At 37.6% G+C, this 14,063-nt stretch carries 16 protein-coding genes; 14 read left to right on the top strand and 2 right to left on the bottom strand.

Annotated features, from left to right (window positions below; translation table 11 throughout):
* Nucleotides 1–10 precede the first annotated feature (10 nt).
* Nucleotides 11–2,461, bottom strand: a complete 2,451-nt coding sequence (locus Q0X89_RS05945; protein ID WP_297692109.1) for a TonB-dependent receptor — start codon at nucleotides 2,459–2,461, stop codon at nucleotides 11–13.
* Nucleotides 2,462–2,852: 391 nt separating this feature from the next.
* Here Q0X89_RS05945 and Q0X89_RS05940 point away from each other — a divergent pair, with 391 nt between their 5' ends.
* Nucleotides 2,853–3,212 (top strand): CoA-binding protein, encoded by a 360-nt coding sequence (locus Q0X89_RS05940; protein ID WP_297692107.1) that lies wholly within the window; start codon nucleotides 2,853–2,855, stop codon nucleotides 3,210–3,212.
* Nucleotides 3,213–3,217: 5 nt separating this feature from the next.
* Nucleotides 3,218–3,742 (top strand): hypothetical protein, encoded by a 525-nt coding sequence (locus Q0X89_RS05935; RefSeq protein WP_297692105.1) that lies wholly within the window; start codon nucleotides 3,218–3,220, stop codon nucleotides 3,740–3,742.
* On the opposite strand, the gene Q0X89_RS05930 is transcribed toward Q0X89_RS05935, so the two are convergent.
* Nucleotides 3,739–5,202, bottom strand: a complete 1,464-nt coding sequence (locus tag Q0X89_RS05930; RefSeq protein ID WP_297692103.1) for a sodium:solute symporter — start codon at nucleotides 5,200–5,202, stop codon at nucleotides 3,739–3,741. The two genes, Q0X89_RS05935 and Q0X89_RS05930, sit on opposite strands and share 4 nt — an antisense overlap.
* 58 nt (nucleotides 5,203–5,260) lie before the next feature.
* Here Q0X89_RS05930 and recR point away from each other — a divergent pair, with 58 nt between their 5' ends.
* From recR to Q0X89_RS05870, 12 genes are all read left to right on the top strand, one after another.
* Complete coding sequence (recR, locus tag Q0X89_RS05925) at nucleotides 5,261–5,881, top strand: recombination mediator RecR (RefSeq protein ID WP_297692102.1); 621 nt, start codon at nucleotides 5,261–5,263, stop codon at nucleotides 5,879–5,881.
* An 89-nt stretch (nucleotides 5,882–5,970) separates the two neighbouring features.
* The gene (locus Q0X89_RS05920) at nucleotides 5,971–7,326 is read left to right on the top strand and encodes a dihydrolipoamide acetyltransferase family protein (RefSeq protein ID WP_297692100.1); all 1,356 of its coding nucleotides are present in this window, start codon (nucleotides 5,971–5,973) and stop codon (nucleotides 7,324–7,326) included.
* A gap of 143 nt (nucleotides 7,327–7,469) precedes the next feature.
* Complete coding sequence (locus Q0X89_RS05915; protein WP_297692098.1) at nucleotides 7,470–8,246, top strand: 3'-5' exonuclease; 777 nt, start codon at nucleotides 7,470–7,472, stop codon at nucleotides 8,244–8,246.
* A gap of 19 nt (nucleotides 8,247–8,265) precedes the next feature.
* The gene (locus Q0X89_RS05910) at nucleotides 8,266–8,877 is read left to right on the top strand and encodes a fumarylacetoacetate hydrolase family protein (protein ID WP_297692096.1); all 612 of its coding nucleotides are present in this window, start codon (nucleotides 8,266–8,268) and stop codon (nucleotides 8,875–8,877) included.
* Nucleotides 8,878–9,216 carry an Hpt domain-containing protein gene (locus Q0X89_RS05905; RefSeq protein WP_297692094.1) on the top strand — a complete coding sequence of 113 codons (339 nt, stop codon included), beginning with the start codon at nucleotides 8,878–8,880 and terminating at the stop codon, nucleotides 9,214–9,216.
* The gene (locus Q0X89_RS05900; protein WP_297692092.1) at nucleotides 9,216–10,463 is read left to right on the top strand and encodes a competence/damage-inducible protein A; all 1,248 of its coding nucleotides are present in this window, start codon (nucleotides 9,216–9,218) and stop codon (nucleotides 10,461–10,463) included. The genes Q0X89_RS05905 and Q0X89_RS05900 overlap by 1 nt, the downstream gene beginning before the upstream one ends.
* An 86-nt stretch (nucleotides 10,464–10,549) precedes the next feature.
* Nucleotides 10,550–10,786, top strand: a complete 237-nt coding sequence (gene rpmB / locus Q0X89_RS05895) for a 50S ribosomal protein L28 (protein WP_019670388.1) — start codon at nucleotides 10,550–10,552, stop codon at nucleotides 10,784–10,786.
* 21 nt (nucleotides 10,787–10,807) lie between these two features.
* On the top strand, nucleotides 10,808–10,990 hold the full coding sequence (gene rpmG, locus Q0X89_RS05890) for a 50S ribosomal protein L33 (RefSeq protein ID WP_019670387.1): 183 nt from the start codon (nucleotides 10,808–10,810) through the stop codon (nucleotides 10,988–10,990).
* A 6-nt stretch (nucleotides 10,991–10,996) separates the two neighbouring features.
* A complete protein-coding gene (locus Q0X89_RS05885; RefSeq protein ID WP_019670386.1) occupies nucleotides 10,997–11,149 on the top strand; it encodes a DUF4295 domain-containing protein in 153 nt (50 codons plus the stop codon).
* Between the two features lie 91 nt (nucleotides 11,150–11,240).
* On the top strand, nucleotides 11,241–12,203 hold the full coding sequence (gene ftsY / locus Q0X89_RS05880; protein ID WP_297692085.1) for a signal recognition particle-docking protein FtsY: 963 nt from the start codon (nucleotides 11,241–11,243) through the stop codon (nucleotides 12,201–12,203).
* Nucleotides 12,200–13,063, top strand: a complete 864-nt coding sequence (locus Q0X89_RS05875) for a DUF2911 domain-containing protein (RefSeq protein ID WP_297692083.1) — start codon at nucleotides 12,200–12,202, stop codon at nucleotides 13,061–13,063. The genes ftsY and Q0X89_RS05875 overlap by 4 nt, the downstream gene beginning before the upstream one ends.
* Nucleotides 13,060–14,063: amidase family protein (locus tag Q0X89_RS05870; RefSeq protein ID WP_297692081.1), on the top strand; the 1,004-nt coding region annotated here is incomplete at its 3' end. The genes Q0X89_RS05875 and Q0X89_RS05870, both read left to right, overlap by 4 nt.

The raw sequence follows: 14,063 nt of genomic DNA, 5'->3' as shown, positions 1-14,063 counted from the left end.
CAATTACTATTTATAAAATACCACCCCCACTTTGCTTTGTATTGCTATCTCTTCTTTTTCTTTTGGCAGCTTTGTTTTTTCCACTTCCAAACCGATACGAAATTCCTGCAAAAACCGTTTGACTCTCCCATCTGAATTCTCCTATCTGGTCATAAGGCTGATCGCCGGTTACTGAAAAGCGCATAGTATTAAAAACGTCATTGAAATTAACACTGAACGTACCTCTGCCATTCGCGAAATTGTAACGAGCACCGAGATTGACAAAATACATGGGGTCTACTTCAAATTGAATGGTTCTGTTTTGTCCTCTGTAGAATCCAAATAATTGAAAAGTAAGATTTTTGGTGGCTTTAAAACTGTTATTCATTCTGAAGTTCCAGGCTGTATTTTCCACTTCAATTTCCTCAATAATAATGTCATCTATTGTAGCGGTATTATTATCAGTTTGCAGACTCTCAGTAACTCCTCGCTGCGTTTGTGAATACAAATCAAAACTGGCATTAAAACTCCACCATTTAGTTACTTTATAATTACTTGAGATCTCAATGCCATAGGCCGAGGTGTCATCGAAGTTATCATGGGTTAATATAAGCTTGTTCAGATCTAGTCTGTCTATATAAACAGCCCTGTTAATTTCATCTTTAATACTTCTATAGAACACACCTGAAGTAATGCTGCCATTTTTCATTCGTCTGGTATAATTTAGTTCATACGAATTAGTGAACTGAGGTACAAGAGTTGGATTGCCGAAAGAAGATATCAAAGGTGTTGCCCATTCGCGGATAGGATTTACCTGCGTTAACCCCGGGCGGTCTACCCGCCTGCTGTAACTTGCTTGAAACGTATTTTTCTCTGATGGACTATAAGTAACATAACCCGAGGGATAAAGCTCAGTATATTTATCGGTGAATGCTCTCAGTTGGTTTGTATCTGCCTTAACCTCAACATCTTCGACACGCAGCCCAACCTGATATCCCCATTTGTCGTAATTCTGACCGAAATTGGCGTAAACCGCGTATATGTCCATACCATAAACAAAGTTAGTATCCGGGGTAGGAACAAGTGTTCCATCTGGTTCAAATGTTAATCCGGTAGAGGAATAATCCACATTGGTTTCAAATATTCTAACTTCAATTCCGGTCTCGAGTTTGGAAATAGAATCTAATGGATTTATATAATCCAGATTTACTATAGTCTGATCTCTTCTTGTGTCTACAAAATCCTCATAATCAGGGAATAAGGTATTTCCTGTAGATTTAAATTCGGCGTTCTCGTCATCTGTAAACCTATTATAGTCTACTTCCAACTCAATATTATGACCTTCTTTTTCAAATTCAAGTTTATAGTCAAAATTGTATTGCTCACTTAGGTTAGCGTTCTCATTATTAAAAATTTGATTCGTATTCAGAGGTGGATCATCAAAATAAGTAACTTTTGTTTCTCCGCTCGATGTTCCATCAAAATGATTTTGATTCGTAAAAAACGAAATGGTGTTCTTATCATTGAGATAAAAATCTATACCAAGTTTATATAAATGGGATTTACGATTATCCAGCCAATTGAATAATTGTTCTGAATTTTCGTCAATTCTGTATATAAATCCATTATTTACATATTTGCCTATATTGTTTCCGTAATTTCCATAAATATTGAACTTCCCATACCTGTAGTTTAGATCAATTGAGCTATTGAACTTTGCTTCCTGACCAACGGTAAGCCCCGTATTTAAACTTCCGTTAAATCCAATATTTGAATTTTTATGAAGTATTATATTTATGATTCCGCCCATTCCATCCGGAACATATTTGGCAGACGGATTAGTAATTAATTCAATAGACTTTATGGAAGTAGATGGTATCTGTCTTAATAATTGGGCAACCGGCACATTGGTTAGTTTGCCATCAACCATAACCCTTACATTTGGATTACCCCTTAAACTGAGCTGTCCGGTTTGCTGATCTATATTCACAGATGGGATATTATTCATAATATCTGAGGCTGTGGCTCCCGATGTAATAAGGTCTTTACCCACGTTTACTACCTTCCGATCTAGGCGCTGTTCAATAGTGGTTAGTTCAGCAACAACTTCCACACCTGATAGTTCTTCGGCTTCCTCTTTAAGCGAAATAACTCCTAAATCCGGATTGCGATTATCTTTAGATAATGTAATCCGCCGTATTTGCGATTTGAAGCCTATAAATTGAACCTCAACAATAAAAGAACCTTCAGGTAATTTTTTTATTTGAAATGTACCATCTTTATCTGTGATTCCACCGGTAATTGTGGTGTTATCTGAAGCTCGCTTGATCAGTATTGTTGCGTATGCCACCGGTTGATTGTGAACATTGTCAACTACCCTGCCACTAATGCTGCCGAACACAACATCTGAATCAGTTATTGCTCCTTTAACAAGTGTTACGCCACCCAATAGAAGGATAGAAAGTAGTACAATCTTGTTCATGAACTTCGTGATTTTGATTGATTGATGATACATACATGACGATAACATATAGTTAATGTTACTTTAAATAAATATTTTAACATATTTTCATGATTCAAATAATAGGCTGTCCTTTAAACTTATTTGAATGTGATTTGAATAAATTGATGTAGTATCTTTGGCTTTTTAATGGCCGGAAAATGCATTCATGTAGACTAATGTAATGAAATAACAAAACCCCGACAGATTTGCCGGGGTTTCTTTCGTTGCTGAGCCATACTAAACACTAACCATTAACTATAAAAATATAGCATCAACAACGAATTAAGTTTTTTGTTGTATTAATTAAAGACGAATTATTATTTGAAAAGTTACAGTCATTAACACACTTTAACGTAGCAAGAATTATTTTATGAAAAGAACACTTGTTTTTGGAGCTTCCTTAAACCCGAATCGCTACAGTAATTTGGCCATAAACAAATTGCGGGCAAAAAATATTGAAACCTTGGCTTTTGGTCTTAGGAATGGGTATGTGGCAGATGTGCAGATTAGTACGGAGCTTGAAAAATTTCAAAATATTCATACTATTACCTTGTACCTCAATGAAAAACGACAAAAGGAACATTATGAACAAATCATTCAACTAAAACCAGAGCGTGTGATTTTTAATCCCGGAACCGAAAACCCGGAGTTTTACGCACTGCTTCGAAATAATATAATTAAGGTGGAAGAGGCATGCACTCTGGTATTATTGGCTACAGATCAATATTAATTGATATGCTAAAGACAATTGTTTTTTTCTATTTGGCTTTTATGGTATTCACCGGAAATGCCCAGCAACAAGCAAATCAGAAATTAGTATTGTCAATAAACGAATATGTTGAAATGCTGGAGAATAAGTCGGATTGGGACTCAATAGTAGAATTTCAATTGTTAAACTATACCAGCAGCGGTGCTCATCTTAGTTCCTTTTTTGAGAAAGATGAAATCCAAAAGTTGTCGCTTAAGGCTTCCGGAGAAAATACTACTCTAGAAAAATGTTTCTATCTAAAGGATGACGAATTGATTTATTTTTCAGAAAAAAGCTATGACCTTCCTTATAATGAAGGTTCCGAAGATAAAGTACCTACCCGAATGCTTGACTATGAGACCAAATGCTATTTTGATGAAAAACGGCTTTTCCAGCAATTAGAGTTGGATGAATTAAATTCGAATAATACAGAGATCTATTTGAAAGAGATGGGAAATTCAATTCTTGAAGACCTTGAACTCTTAAAAGCCGCAATTATTGAAAAGTACTAATCAGGTCTTTTTCTTATCAGATATAATCCAATAAAAGTAAATAACCCATTAACAGGTAACAATTCATAGCCCACGGCATATCCTCCCAGGTATTCTACGGGGATATTCGCAATCCCTATTACCATTAGTACCGCGGTCACGGCTACAATCCAAACATAGTTGTCTGCCACTTTATGAGATGTAAAGATACCAAAGGCAAAGAGGCCCAATAATGGTCCGTAGGTGTAGGTAGCTACCGTTAAAAGGCCATCAATAACATTCCTGTCCAGAACATATTTGAATAGTATAACCATTAGAATCAGGAGCACGCTCATCCAGACATGGGTCTTTTTTCTTATTGTCTTTTGAGCGTTTGCCGGCTTCTTTTCAATTCCGAGAAAATCTACACAAAACGAAGTAGTCAGGGAAGTAAGAGCACTATCCGCACTGCTATAGGCAGCTGCAATCAGTCCAAGCATAAAAGTGATCGCAACGGTAATACCCAAACCACTGTTTAACGCAATTTCAGGAAAAAGAAGATCAGATTTTGGTTCCCCATCCATTAGTGGAGTTGCGATATCAAATTTAGAAGCATAAATAAAAAGCAAAGCACCCAATAGCAGAAAGACAAAATTTACCACAATAAGAATAATACTGAAAGAAACCATATTCTTCTGAGCATCTTTTAAATTCTTACAGGTTAAGTTCTTTTGCATCATATCCTGATCCAGACCGGTCATACAGATAGTAATGAACATGCCCCCCAGAAAAGACTTTATAAAGTGATTTTTCACATAAAAATCATCCGTAAACAGCACCTGACTGTACTCCTTTAATTCTTCAGAATTAAAAAACTCCGTAAAGCTCCAGCCCAATTTTGCGTTTATAAAGTAAATAGATAAGCCTACTGATAGTAGCATAAACAAAGTTTGCAGAGTGTCTGTCCAAACAATTGTTTTTATCCCGCCTCTAAAAGTATATATCCATATCAAAAGTATAGATAAAACCACGGTAACTTCAAATGGAACATTCCAGGCGTCAAATACAAACTGCTGCAGCACAATGGCTACCAGGAAAAGGCGGAAAGAGGCTCCCAATACCCTGGAGATAAAGAAAGATAAAGCTCCAATTTTGTAACTTACATTTCCAAATCGTTCCTTGAGGTACTCATAAATAGAGGTAACATTAGAGCGATAATATATGGGCATAAGAATAAAGGCAACGACAAAATATCCTACTAAATAGCCGAAAACAACCTGCATATAGCTGAATTGCGAACTTTCTACCCAACCCGGTACGGATATAAAAGTGACCCCGGATAAAGATGCGCCAATCATGCCAAAAGCAACTAAATACCAGGGCGATTGTTTTCCTGCCTTAAAAAAATCAGCATTGGAATCGTTTTTTCCGGTGAAGTAAGAGATAAGCAATAGCAAGAAGAAATAACCGCCAATAAGGAGCAGAATATGCGATGCTGTCATAAAAATAAATTACGAGCGCAAAGTACAAAAACTTAAAACATTATGTAATTTTGCTTTTATGGAATTTTCATCTAAACTCTTGGAAAATGCAGTATACCATATGTCTCAGTTACCGGGAATTGGTAAACGAACTGCTTTGCGGTTAGTACTTCACCTTTTAAACCAGCCGGAGGAACAAACATCAGATTTATCTCGTTCGCTCCAGGCGCTCAGAGAGGAAATCAGATTTTGCTCAAATTGCCATAATATCTCAGATGTTGCTCTATGTGAAATTTGTACAAATTCTAAAAGGGAGCAGGATGTGGTTTGCGTAGTGGAAGATATTCGTGATGTCATGGCTATTGAAAACACTGGTCAATATACAGGCTTATACCATGTGCTGGGAGGTAAAATATCCCCGATGGAAGGTGTTGGCCCGCAAGATTTAACCATTTCCTCCCTGATCTCAAAAGTTAATCAAAATAAGATAAATGAACTGATATTTGCCCTGAGTTCTACCATGGAGGGGGATACTACTAACTTTTATATCTACAAACAACTAAAGCCTTTTGATATAAAAATATCTACAATTGCAAGAGGTATATCGGTAGGCGATGAATTGGAATATGCAGATGAAGTTACTTTAGGAAGAAGCATTCTTAACAGAATTCCATTTGAAGGTTCCTTAAAGGCTACTTAAAGATAATTGATACAATAAATTTAAAAATAAGGACGTTTTTTTAGTATTTTTGCAAAATATTTAATCAAAAAAGCACTTTAAATAATAATATGGCAAAGTTTGAATTGAAATTGCCGCAAATGGGTGAAAGTGTTGCAGAGGCTACCTTAACAGCTTGGTTGAAGGAGGTTGGCGATACCATAGAAATGGATGAAGCGGTTTTTGAAATTGCTACTGATAAGGTAGATTCTGAAGTACCAAGCGAAGTTGAGGGTGTGTTGCTTGAAAAACTTTTTGAAATAGACGATGTTATAAAAGTAGGACAGGTCGTAGCTGTAATAGAAATGGAAGGCGGGTCAGATTCCACAGAAGGTGCGGTGGCCGAACATAAAGAAGAAATTAAGGAAGTTATTCCTGAGGAAGCCGGTGTTTTGGAAGAAAATGTGGCTAATGTCCAGGAATATGTTGCCAGCACTGCTCAAAGCACAGCTGATACTACCAGATTTTATTCTCCACTTGTTAAAAATATTGCGAGGGAAGAGGGGATAACCACCGAAGAACTCGATAAAATTGAGGGTACGGGAAAAGAAGGAAGGGTTACTAAGAACGATATATTGGCCTATGTTAAAAATGGCAAACCTGAAATCACACCGGTTGCAAAACCCACTCCAATACCGGTTAAGGAGCCTGAACCTGTAATAAAGGAAACTGCTGTTCGTACAGAACCACATCAGGTTACAAGAGTACAGTCTAATGGTGAAGATGAGCTTATTCCAATGACAAGGATGGGTAAACTCATTGCTCATCACATGATAGAGAGTATCTCAACTTCAGCTCACGTTCAAAGTTTTATTGAAGTAGATGTTACCAAGGTGGTTACATGGAGGAATAAGGTTAAAGATGAATTCCAGAAGAATGAGGGAGAAAAGTTAACCTTTACCCCAATTTTTATGGAAGCTGTTGCCAAAGCCTTAAAAAAGTATCCAATGGTCAACATTTCAGTTGAAGGGGATACGGTTATAAGGAAAAAGAATATCAACATTGGAATGGCTGCTGCATTGCCTGATGGAAATTTGATAGTACCTGTAATTAAAAATGCAGATCAGCTAAATTTAGTTGGTATGGCCAAAGTAGTTAATGACCTTGCAAACAGGGCAAGAAACAATGCGCTGAAACCGGATGAAATAAAAGACGGCACCTATACAGTCACAAATGTGGGCTCTTTTGGAAGCGTTTTCGGAACACCTATCATTAACCAACCACAGGTTGGCATATTAGCCCTGGGAGCTATTCGGAAAATGCCTGCCGTTATTGAAACTGAGGAAGGCGATTTTATTGGGATCCGAAGCAAGATGTTTCTTTCACACAGTTATGATCATCGGGTTGTAAATGGAGCATTGGGGGGCATGTTCGTTAAAACGGTTGCAGACTATCTTGAGGCCTGGGATGTGGATAGAGAGATTTAATAAGATTAAATTCAATCCGTATTTTTCTAACTTCATTAAACATTATTATAGTTGGCGCCCTTAAGCTAAAATTGTACAAAGACCCAATATTTAAGTCGGGTTTAACTTTGTTTTAAAAACTATCTTTGCTAAAAACCTCACAAATGGAACTAAAACTCAGCAAGCCCATATGTTTTTTTGATTTGGAAACTACAGGCACCAATGTCGCCAAAGACCGCATTGTTGAAATTTCTATTCTGAAAGTTTATCCTAATGGTAATAAAGAAAACAGGACCTGGCTGGTTAATCCTGAAATGACTATTCCTGATGAGGTAATTGCAGTCCATGGTATTTCTAATGAAAAAGTAGCTAATGAGCCAACTTTTAAGGACCTGGCTAAAGAAATTTTTAATATAATAAAAGACTGCGACCTGGCCGGCTTTAATTCGGATCGCTTTGATATTCCGCTTTTGGCAGAAGAAATGCTTCGTGCAGACATTGATTTTGATCTTAAAAACATGTTGTCTGTAGATGTTCAGACCATCTTTCATAAGATGGAAAAACGAACCCTGGCAGCTGCCTACAAATTCTATTGCGATAAGGATCTAACAGATGCCCATAGTGCTGAAGCAGACACTACAGCTACCTACGAAGTCCTTCTCTCTCAATTAGATCGTTATCCCGAATTGGAAAATAATGTAAAGAAACTCGCCGAGTTCTCTACTCATAGAAAGTTTGCCGATTTTGCCGGCTTTATTAGTTTTAATGAAGACGATGAGGAAATTTTTTCTTTTGGCAAGCACAAGGGCAAGAAAGTGCTGGAGGTCCTGGAAATGGAGCCTGGTTATTTTGGATGGATCCTGAATGCAGATTTTCCACTGTATACCAAAAAGGTACTTACTCAGATAAAACTAAGCCGGCTTAATAATAAATTAAGCTAAAATAATTAGGAATTAGGAGATGAAAATCATTTGTGTTGGTCGCAATTATGCAGATCATATAAAGGAATTGGATAATGAAAGGCCCAAAGACCCTGTAGTATTTATAAAGCCGGACTCTGCAGTTCTTCCAAAGGAACAGGATTTTTATATCCCTGATTTTTCGAACGAAATTCATTATGAATTAGAAGTTCTGGTAAAAATTAAAAAAGTGGGTAAGCATATCAATGAAAAGTTTGCACATACCTATTATGACGAAATTGGACTTGGTATAGATTTTACGGCCAGAGATCTGCAATCCAAACTAAAAGAAAAAGGTCTTCCCTGGGAAATCTCAAAAGGTTTTGATGGTTCGGCTGTAATTGGAAAATGGATTGATAAAAATAAATTTGAAAATCTGAATGATCTAAATTTTACACTTTCCAAAAATGGGGAAATCGTTCAAAACGGGAATACAGGTTTAATGCTATGGAGTATAGATTCGCTGATTTCTTACGTATCTAAATACTTTATGCTCAAAAAAGGAGACATTATTTTTACCGGAACTCCCGCAGGGGTTGGTAAAATAAGCGTAAATGATTACCTTTCGGCTGCGCTTGAAGGTGAAGAATTACTCAAAGTAAAAATTAAATAAATGATCTACAGTTTGGATAAAATTAATGAGATGGCTGAAGGGGATGAGGATTTCATCAAATCTGTTGTTTCTGTATTCCTTGAGGAAGTGCCTCAGGATATTAAAGATCTAGAGATCGCCATTGAAAATGGTGATTATGAGAACGTTTATAAACTAGCACATAAAATAAAACCCAATGTGGATTTATTGGGAATGGAGCAAAGCAGGGCTGTTGCTCTCGATATTGAAACATTAGGTAAAAGTTCGGAAAATAAAGAAGAAATTGAGAAAAAGTTTCCACTACTAAAAAAAGACATACATCAGGTAATTTCTGAACTAAAAAAGGACTTCGATTTCTGATGCTGGCAGAAATTATAACTATTGGCGATGAAATACTTATAGGACAAATAGTAGATACCAATTCTGCTTTTATCGCTACCGAATTAAATAAGATTGGCGTTTCTGTATTCCAGATTACTTCTGTTCAGGACGATAGATCTCATATTCTCAAAGCTTTTTCAGACGCGGAAAAAAGGGCAGAAATAATTATCATTACGGGTGGTTTAGGGCCCACCAAAGACGATATAACAAAACGTACACTCTGTGAATATTTGAATGATAAACTGGTAGAAGACAAAAAGGTATTAGCTCACATAGAGGAGTTATTTAAAAAGTATATCGCTACCCCGATATCCGATGTCAACAGGCACCAGGCTTTGGTGCCTTCCAAAGCTCAGGTCTTGCACAATGAATACGGTACAGCACCGGGAATGTGGATGTCTAATGAGAAAGCCACTTTTATTTCACTTCCGGGAGTACCTTTTGAGATGAAAAATCTCATAAACAATGCAGTTATCCCAAAAATTGCTGCTACTTTTCATCGTCCGCACATTTATCATAAGACGATCATGACCTATGGCCTGGGAGAAAGTGCGATAGCAGCTATAATTGAGGATTGGGAGGAAAATTTACCATCCTTTGTAAAGCTGGCATACCTCCCTAATTTAGGTAAAGTACGATTGCGATTAACCGCCAAGGGGCCAGACAAGAATCTTATAGAGGAGGCGGTTAAAACTGAAGCAGCAAAATTATATTCCATAATCGGGGATATCATTTATGGTGAAGAAGAGGATGGATCTATAGAATCGGGAGTTGCAAAATTGCTCACTGCAAAGAAAATGACCCTGGCTACCGCTGAAAGTTTTACGGGGGGTAAAATAGCAGAGCAGCTTACTGCCATTCCGGGTGCTTCGGCATATTTTTTGGGCAGTGTTGTAGGCTATGCCACTCAGGTTAAAATAGATGTTCTTAAAGTGCCTGAGGAACTGATAGAAAAGAATTCGGTAGTAAGCGCGGAAGTTGCAAAGGCAATGGCTATAAATATCAGGGAATTGTTGCAGTCAGACTTTTCCGTAGCAACAACAGGCAATGCAGGCCCTTTAAAAGGCGATTCGGACGCTCCTATAGGTACTGTTTATATTGCAATTGCTACCCCCAATGATGTAATCGTTGAAAAATTTACCATGGGAAATCACCGAACAAGAATAGTCCAAAAAGCAGTGCACAAGGCTTTCCAGATGCTGCAAAAAGAAATTTTAAATTTCTAGAAGAGAATTTTGTAAGAGAATTTTGTCCATCACACAAAAATGAATTAAATTTGCACCCTGTTTAAAATCAAGTAAAAAGTAGCGTAATGTCAAAAGTTTGTGAACTTACCGGGAAGAGAGCGATGTTTGGAAATAATGTATCCTTCTCTATCAATAAAACGAGGAGAAGATTTGATGTAAATCTTTCCAAAAAACGTTTCTATATTCCGGAAGAAGATAGATGGATCACTTTAAAGGTTTCTACTAGGGCTCTTAAATCCATAAACAAAAAAGGCATCTCTGCTGTTTTAAAAGAGGCTAGAGCAAAAGGATTGATTAAATAATCCTTTATTATACAGAATACAATGGCAAAAAAAGGAAACAGAGTTCAGGTAATATTAGAGTGCACGGAGCATAAAAATTCAGGTATGCCCGGTACATCCCGATATATTACAACCAAGAACAAGAAGAATAGCCCGGATAGGTTGGAGATTAAAAAATTCAATCCTATTCTAAAGAAAATGACTGTTCATAAAGAGATAAAATAAGAAAGCATGGCAAAGAAGACGGTAGCGAGTTTACAATCAAGTTCTAAAAGACTTACCAAAGCTATAAAAATGGTAAAATCACCTAAAACAGGTGCCTATACTTTTGTAGAATCTGTTATGCCACCAGAAATGGTGAACGAATGGTTGACTAAGAAGTAACAAACTAACTAAAATTTATGTTCCGAGCCGCTTTCTATTGAGAGCGGCTTTTTTAATTTCATATATTTGCTCAACGACTTTTAATGGTGCTATGAGCTTATTTAAAAAAATATTTTCCTCACAGAAAAAAGAAACACTGGATAAAGGTTTGGAGAAAACCAAAACCAGTTTTTTATCCAAACTTAGCAAGGCTGTGGCCGGCAAGTCTAAGGTAGATGATGATGTTTTGGATAACCTGGAGGAAGTTTTAGTTACCTCCGACGTAGGAGTAGCTACCACCCTCAAGATTATTGAACGAATAGAAGAAAGGGTTTCCAGAGATAAATACATGGGTACCGATGAGCTGAACGAAATTCTCCGCGAAGAAATCGCAGGCCTTTTATCAGAAACTCATTTGGGCGAAGAGGAAGAATTTAGGATACCCGACAGTAAAGGTCCATATGTTATTATGGTGGTTGGTGTAAACGGGGTAGGTAAAACAACTACAATTGGAAAACTGGCCTATCAGTTTAAAAAGCAGGGCTTGCAGGTTGTAATAGGAGCTGCAGATACCTTTAGAGCGGCAGCTATAGATCAGCTTCAGGTTTGGGCGGATCGTGTGGATGTGCCTTTAGTAAAACAAAAAATGGGCAGTGACCCTGCCTCAGTAGCCTTTGACACATTAAGTTCTGCTGTTACCCAGGGCGCAGACGTGGTTTTAATTGATACTGCGGGCAGATTGCATAATAAGGTAAACTTAATGAATGAGCTTGGTAAGGTTAAGCGAGTTATGCAAAAAGTTATCGATGAAGCCCCACATGAAGTACTTTTGGTACTTGACGGATCTACCGGGCAAAACGCATTTGAACAGGCCAAGGAATTTACCAGGGCTACAGAGGTAACGTCATTAGCGGTCACAAAATTAGATGGTACAGCCAAAGGGGGCGTAGTAATAGGTATTTCAGATCAGTTTCAGATTCCGGTTAAATATATAGGTGTTGGTGAAGGAATTGAGGATCTTCAGGTATTCAATAAATTTGAATTTGTGGATTCATTCTTTAACATCACTAATTGAAAGCCCTAAACTTCATACTTATTATTTTATGCTCAGCAGTTCTTACTGCACAAATTGAGATCCCTAAGGCCAGCCCATTTTCAAAGGTTGAGCAGGATGTTGGTCTTACGAAAATAACAGTGACTTATTCCAGGCCCGGAGCTAAAGGCAGAAAAATATTTGGTGACCTTGTGCCTTATGGACGCATTTGGCGGGTTGGCGCAAATGAGTCTACTAAATTTACTGTAGACTCCGATATATCTGTTATGGATAATAATTTGCCCCGGGGAACATATGCGCTATATGCCTTCCCATATGAAGATTATTGGGAGGTAGTTTTTCATAAAAATACTGAACATTGGGGTGATGGAAGAAAAGCATACGACCCTGCCGACGATGCCTTCAGGATCCGGATCAATCCTGTGAATAATTCTGATTATCAGGAAAACTTCCTTATTACTTTTGATGAAATTGATCACAATTCATGCAATATGTTGTGGATTTGGGAAAATACTATTATATCAATTCCAATCGCAGTAGATACAGATAGTAAAATGATGGAGGAGATTGCAACAGGAATAAAGGAAAACCCCACTGCGCAAACCTATTATGAGGCCGCGCGCTATCTGCAGGAGCAAGGGAAATTATACACGCAAGCCCTTCTTTATTTAAATAAGGCTATTGAAATTGGAGGGGATACTTATTATTTTTATAGGGTTAAGTCTATGGTTGAAGCTGCCTTGGAAGATTATGGTAGTGCCATTAATTCTGCACAAAAATCGTTGGAATTAGCCCAAAAAGAAGATAAAGATGAATTTGTTCGCATGAATGAGCAAAATATCTCTCTTTGGAGGGAGAAACAAGTAAAATCAAAACAATGAAAAAGAAAATTTTCTTACTTGCCTTTTTGGCAATTATTTCCTGCAAGGAAACCAAAGAAAAAGATTATTCCTCTGTTGTACTTTGGAAGGCCTACAATGACTCCTCTGAAGTAGCTGCAAATCAAGAGCACGAGAAATCACGGATGCAATACAAACTCATACAGTCCAGGGTATCCGACAAGAATGAGATATTCCGGCCGCTGTATCACGAAGTTGTAGAAATGTCCGAGGCTGAATATGAACAATTAAAACCCTTGATACTGGAACAGGATATTCCAACCATTCAAAGGCACATTAAAGACGGGAAATTAAATTACGAAAAATTGGTTCGTTTTTTTCTCTATAGAATTTATCTATTTGAACTCGATGGCAAAACTACTTTACATACCATAATAGCGCTAAATGAGAATGTGGTGGATGAAGCCAGGGAGCTCGATAAGTTAATGTCAGATGAACGTCATCCAATTTTTGGTATGCCTATTCTTCTTAAAGACAATATTGGTACGGAAGGTATGAATACCACTGCCGGGGCAATTGCTCTTAAAGAGAATGATACTAATGATGCTTTTATTGTTGAGCAATTGAAGAAAAACAAAGCTTTGATATTGGGTAAAGTCAATCTTAGTGAATGGGCGTATTATATGTGTAATGGCTGTCCTTTGGGATATAGCGCTATTGGCGGACAAACACTAAACCCTTATGGCAGGCGAGTTTTTGAAACAGGTGGCTCTAGCGCAGGGAGCGGAACCGCAGTAGCTGCGAACTACGCAGTGGCAGCCGTAGGAACAGAGACTTCGGGATCTATTCTTTCGCCATCGAGTCAGAATTCCGTGGTTGGATTAAAACCAACCATTGGACTTTTAAGCAGGACAGGCATTGTGCCAATTTCCAGTACGCTAGATACTCCCGGACCAATGACTAAAAATGTTGTGGATAATGCAATATTATTATCTGCAATGACCGGCAGGGATGCAGCTGATAAAAAGTCTGTTAGTACCAC

Origin of the sequence: uncultured Eudoraea sp., assembly GCF_947258525.1 — a bacterium.
Taxonomy (GTDB): domain Bacteria; phylum Bacteroidota; class Bacteroidia; order Flavobacteriales; family Flavobacteriaceae; genus Eudoraea.
This window is presented reverse-complemented; position numbering and strand designations above follow the sequence as displayed.

Coding starts and splice junctions, on each gene's coding strand:
- Q0X89_RS05910 (WP_297692096.1), top strand. CDS start 8,266: ATGAAAATCATTTGTGTTGGTCGCAATTATGCAGATCATATAAAGGAA.
- Q0X89_RS05885 (WP_019670386.1), top strand. CDS start 10,997: ATGGCAAAGAAGACGGTAGCGAGTTTACAATCAAGTTCTAAAAGACTT.
- recR (WP_297692102.1), top strand. CDS start 5,261: ATGGAATTTTCATCTAAACTCTTGGAAAATGCAGTATACCATATGTCT.
- rpmB (WP_019670388.1), top strand. CDS start 10,550: ATGTCAAAAGTTTGTGAACTTACCGGGAAGAGAGCGATGTTTGGAAAT.
- Q0X89_RS05920 (WP_297692100.1), top strand. CDS start 5,971: ATGGCAAAGTTTGAATTGAAATTGCCGCAAATGGGTGAAAGTGTTGCA.
- Q0X89_RS05900 (WP_297692092.1), top strand. CDS start 9,216: ATGCTGGCAGAAATTATAACTATTGGCGATGAAATACTTATAGGACAA.
- Q0X89_RS05940 (WP_297692107.1), top strand. CDS start 2,853: ATGAAAAGAACACTTGTTTTTGGAGCTTCCTTAAACCCGAATCGCTAC.
- Q0X89_RS05935 (WP_297692105.1), top strand. CDS start 3,218: ATGCTAAAGACAATTGTTTTTTTCTATTTGGCTTTTATGGTATTCACC.
- Q0X89_RS05930 (WP_297692103.1), bottom strand. CDS start 5,202: ATGACAGCATCGCATATTCTGCTCCTTATTGGCGGTTATTTCTTCTTG.
- Q0X89_RS05905 (WP_297692094.1), top strand. CDS start 8,878: ATGATCTACAGTTTGGATAAAATTAATGAGATGGCTGAAGGGGATGAG.
- Q0X89_RS05945 (WP_297692109.1), bottom strand. CDS start 2,461: ATGAACAAGATTGTACTACTTTCTATCCTTCTATTGGGTGGCGTAACA.
- rpmG (WP_019670387.1), top strand. CDS start 10,808: ATGGCAAAAAAAGGAAACAGAGTTCAGGTAATATTAGAGTGCACGGAG.
- ftsY (WP_297692085.1), top strand. CDS start 11,241: ATGAGCTTATTTAAAAAAATATTTTCCTCACAGAAAAAAGAAACACTG.
- Q0X89_RS05915 (WP_297692098.1), top strand. CDS start 7,470: ATGGAACTAAAACTCAGCAAGCCCATATGTTTTTTTGATTTGGAAACT.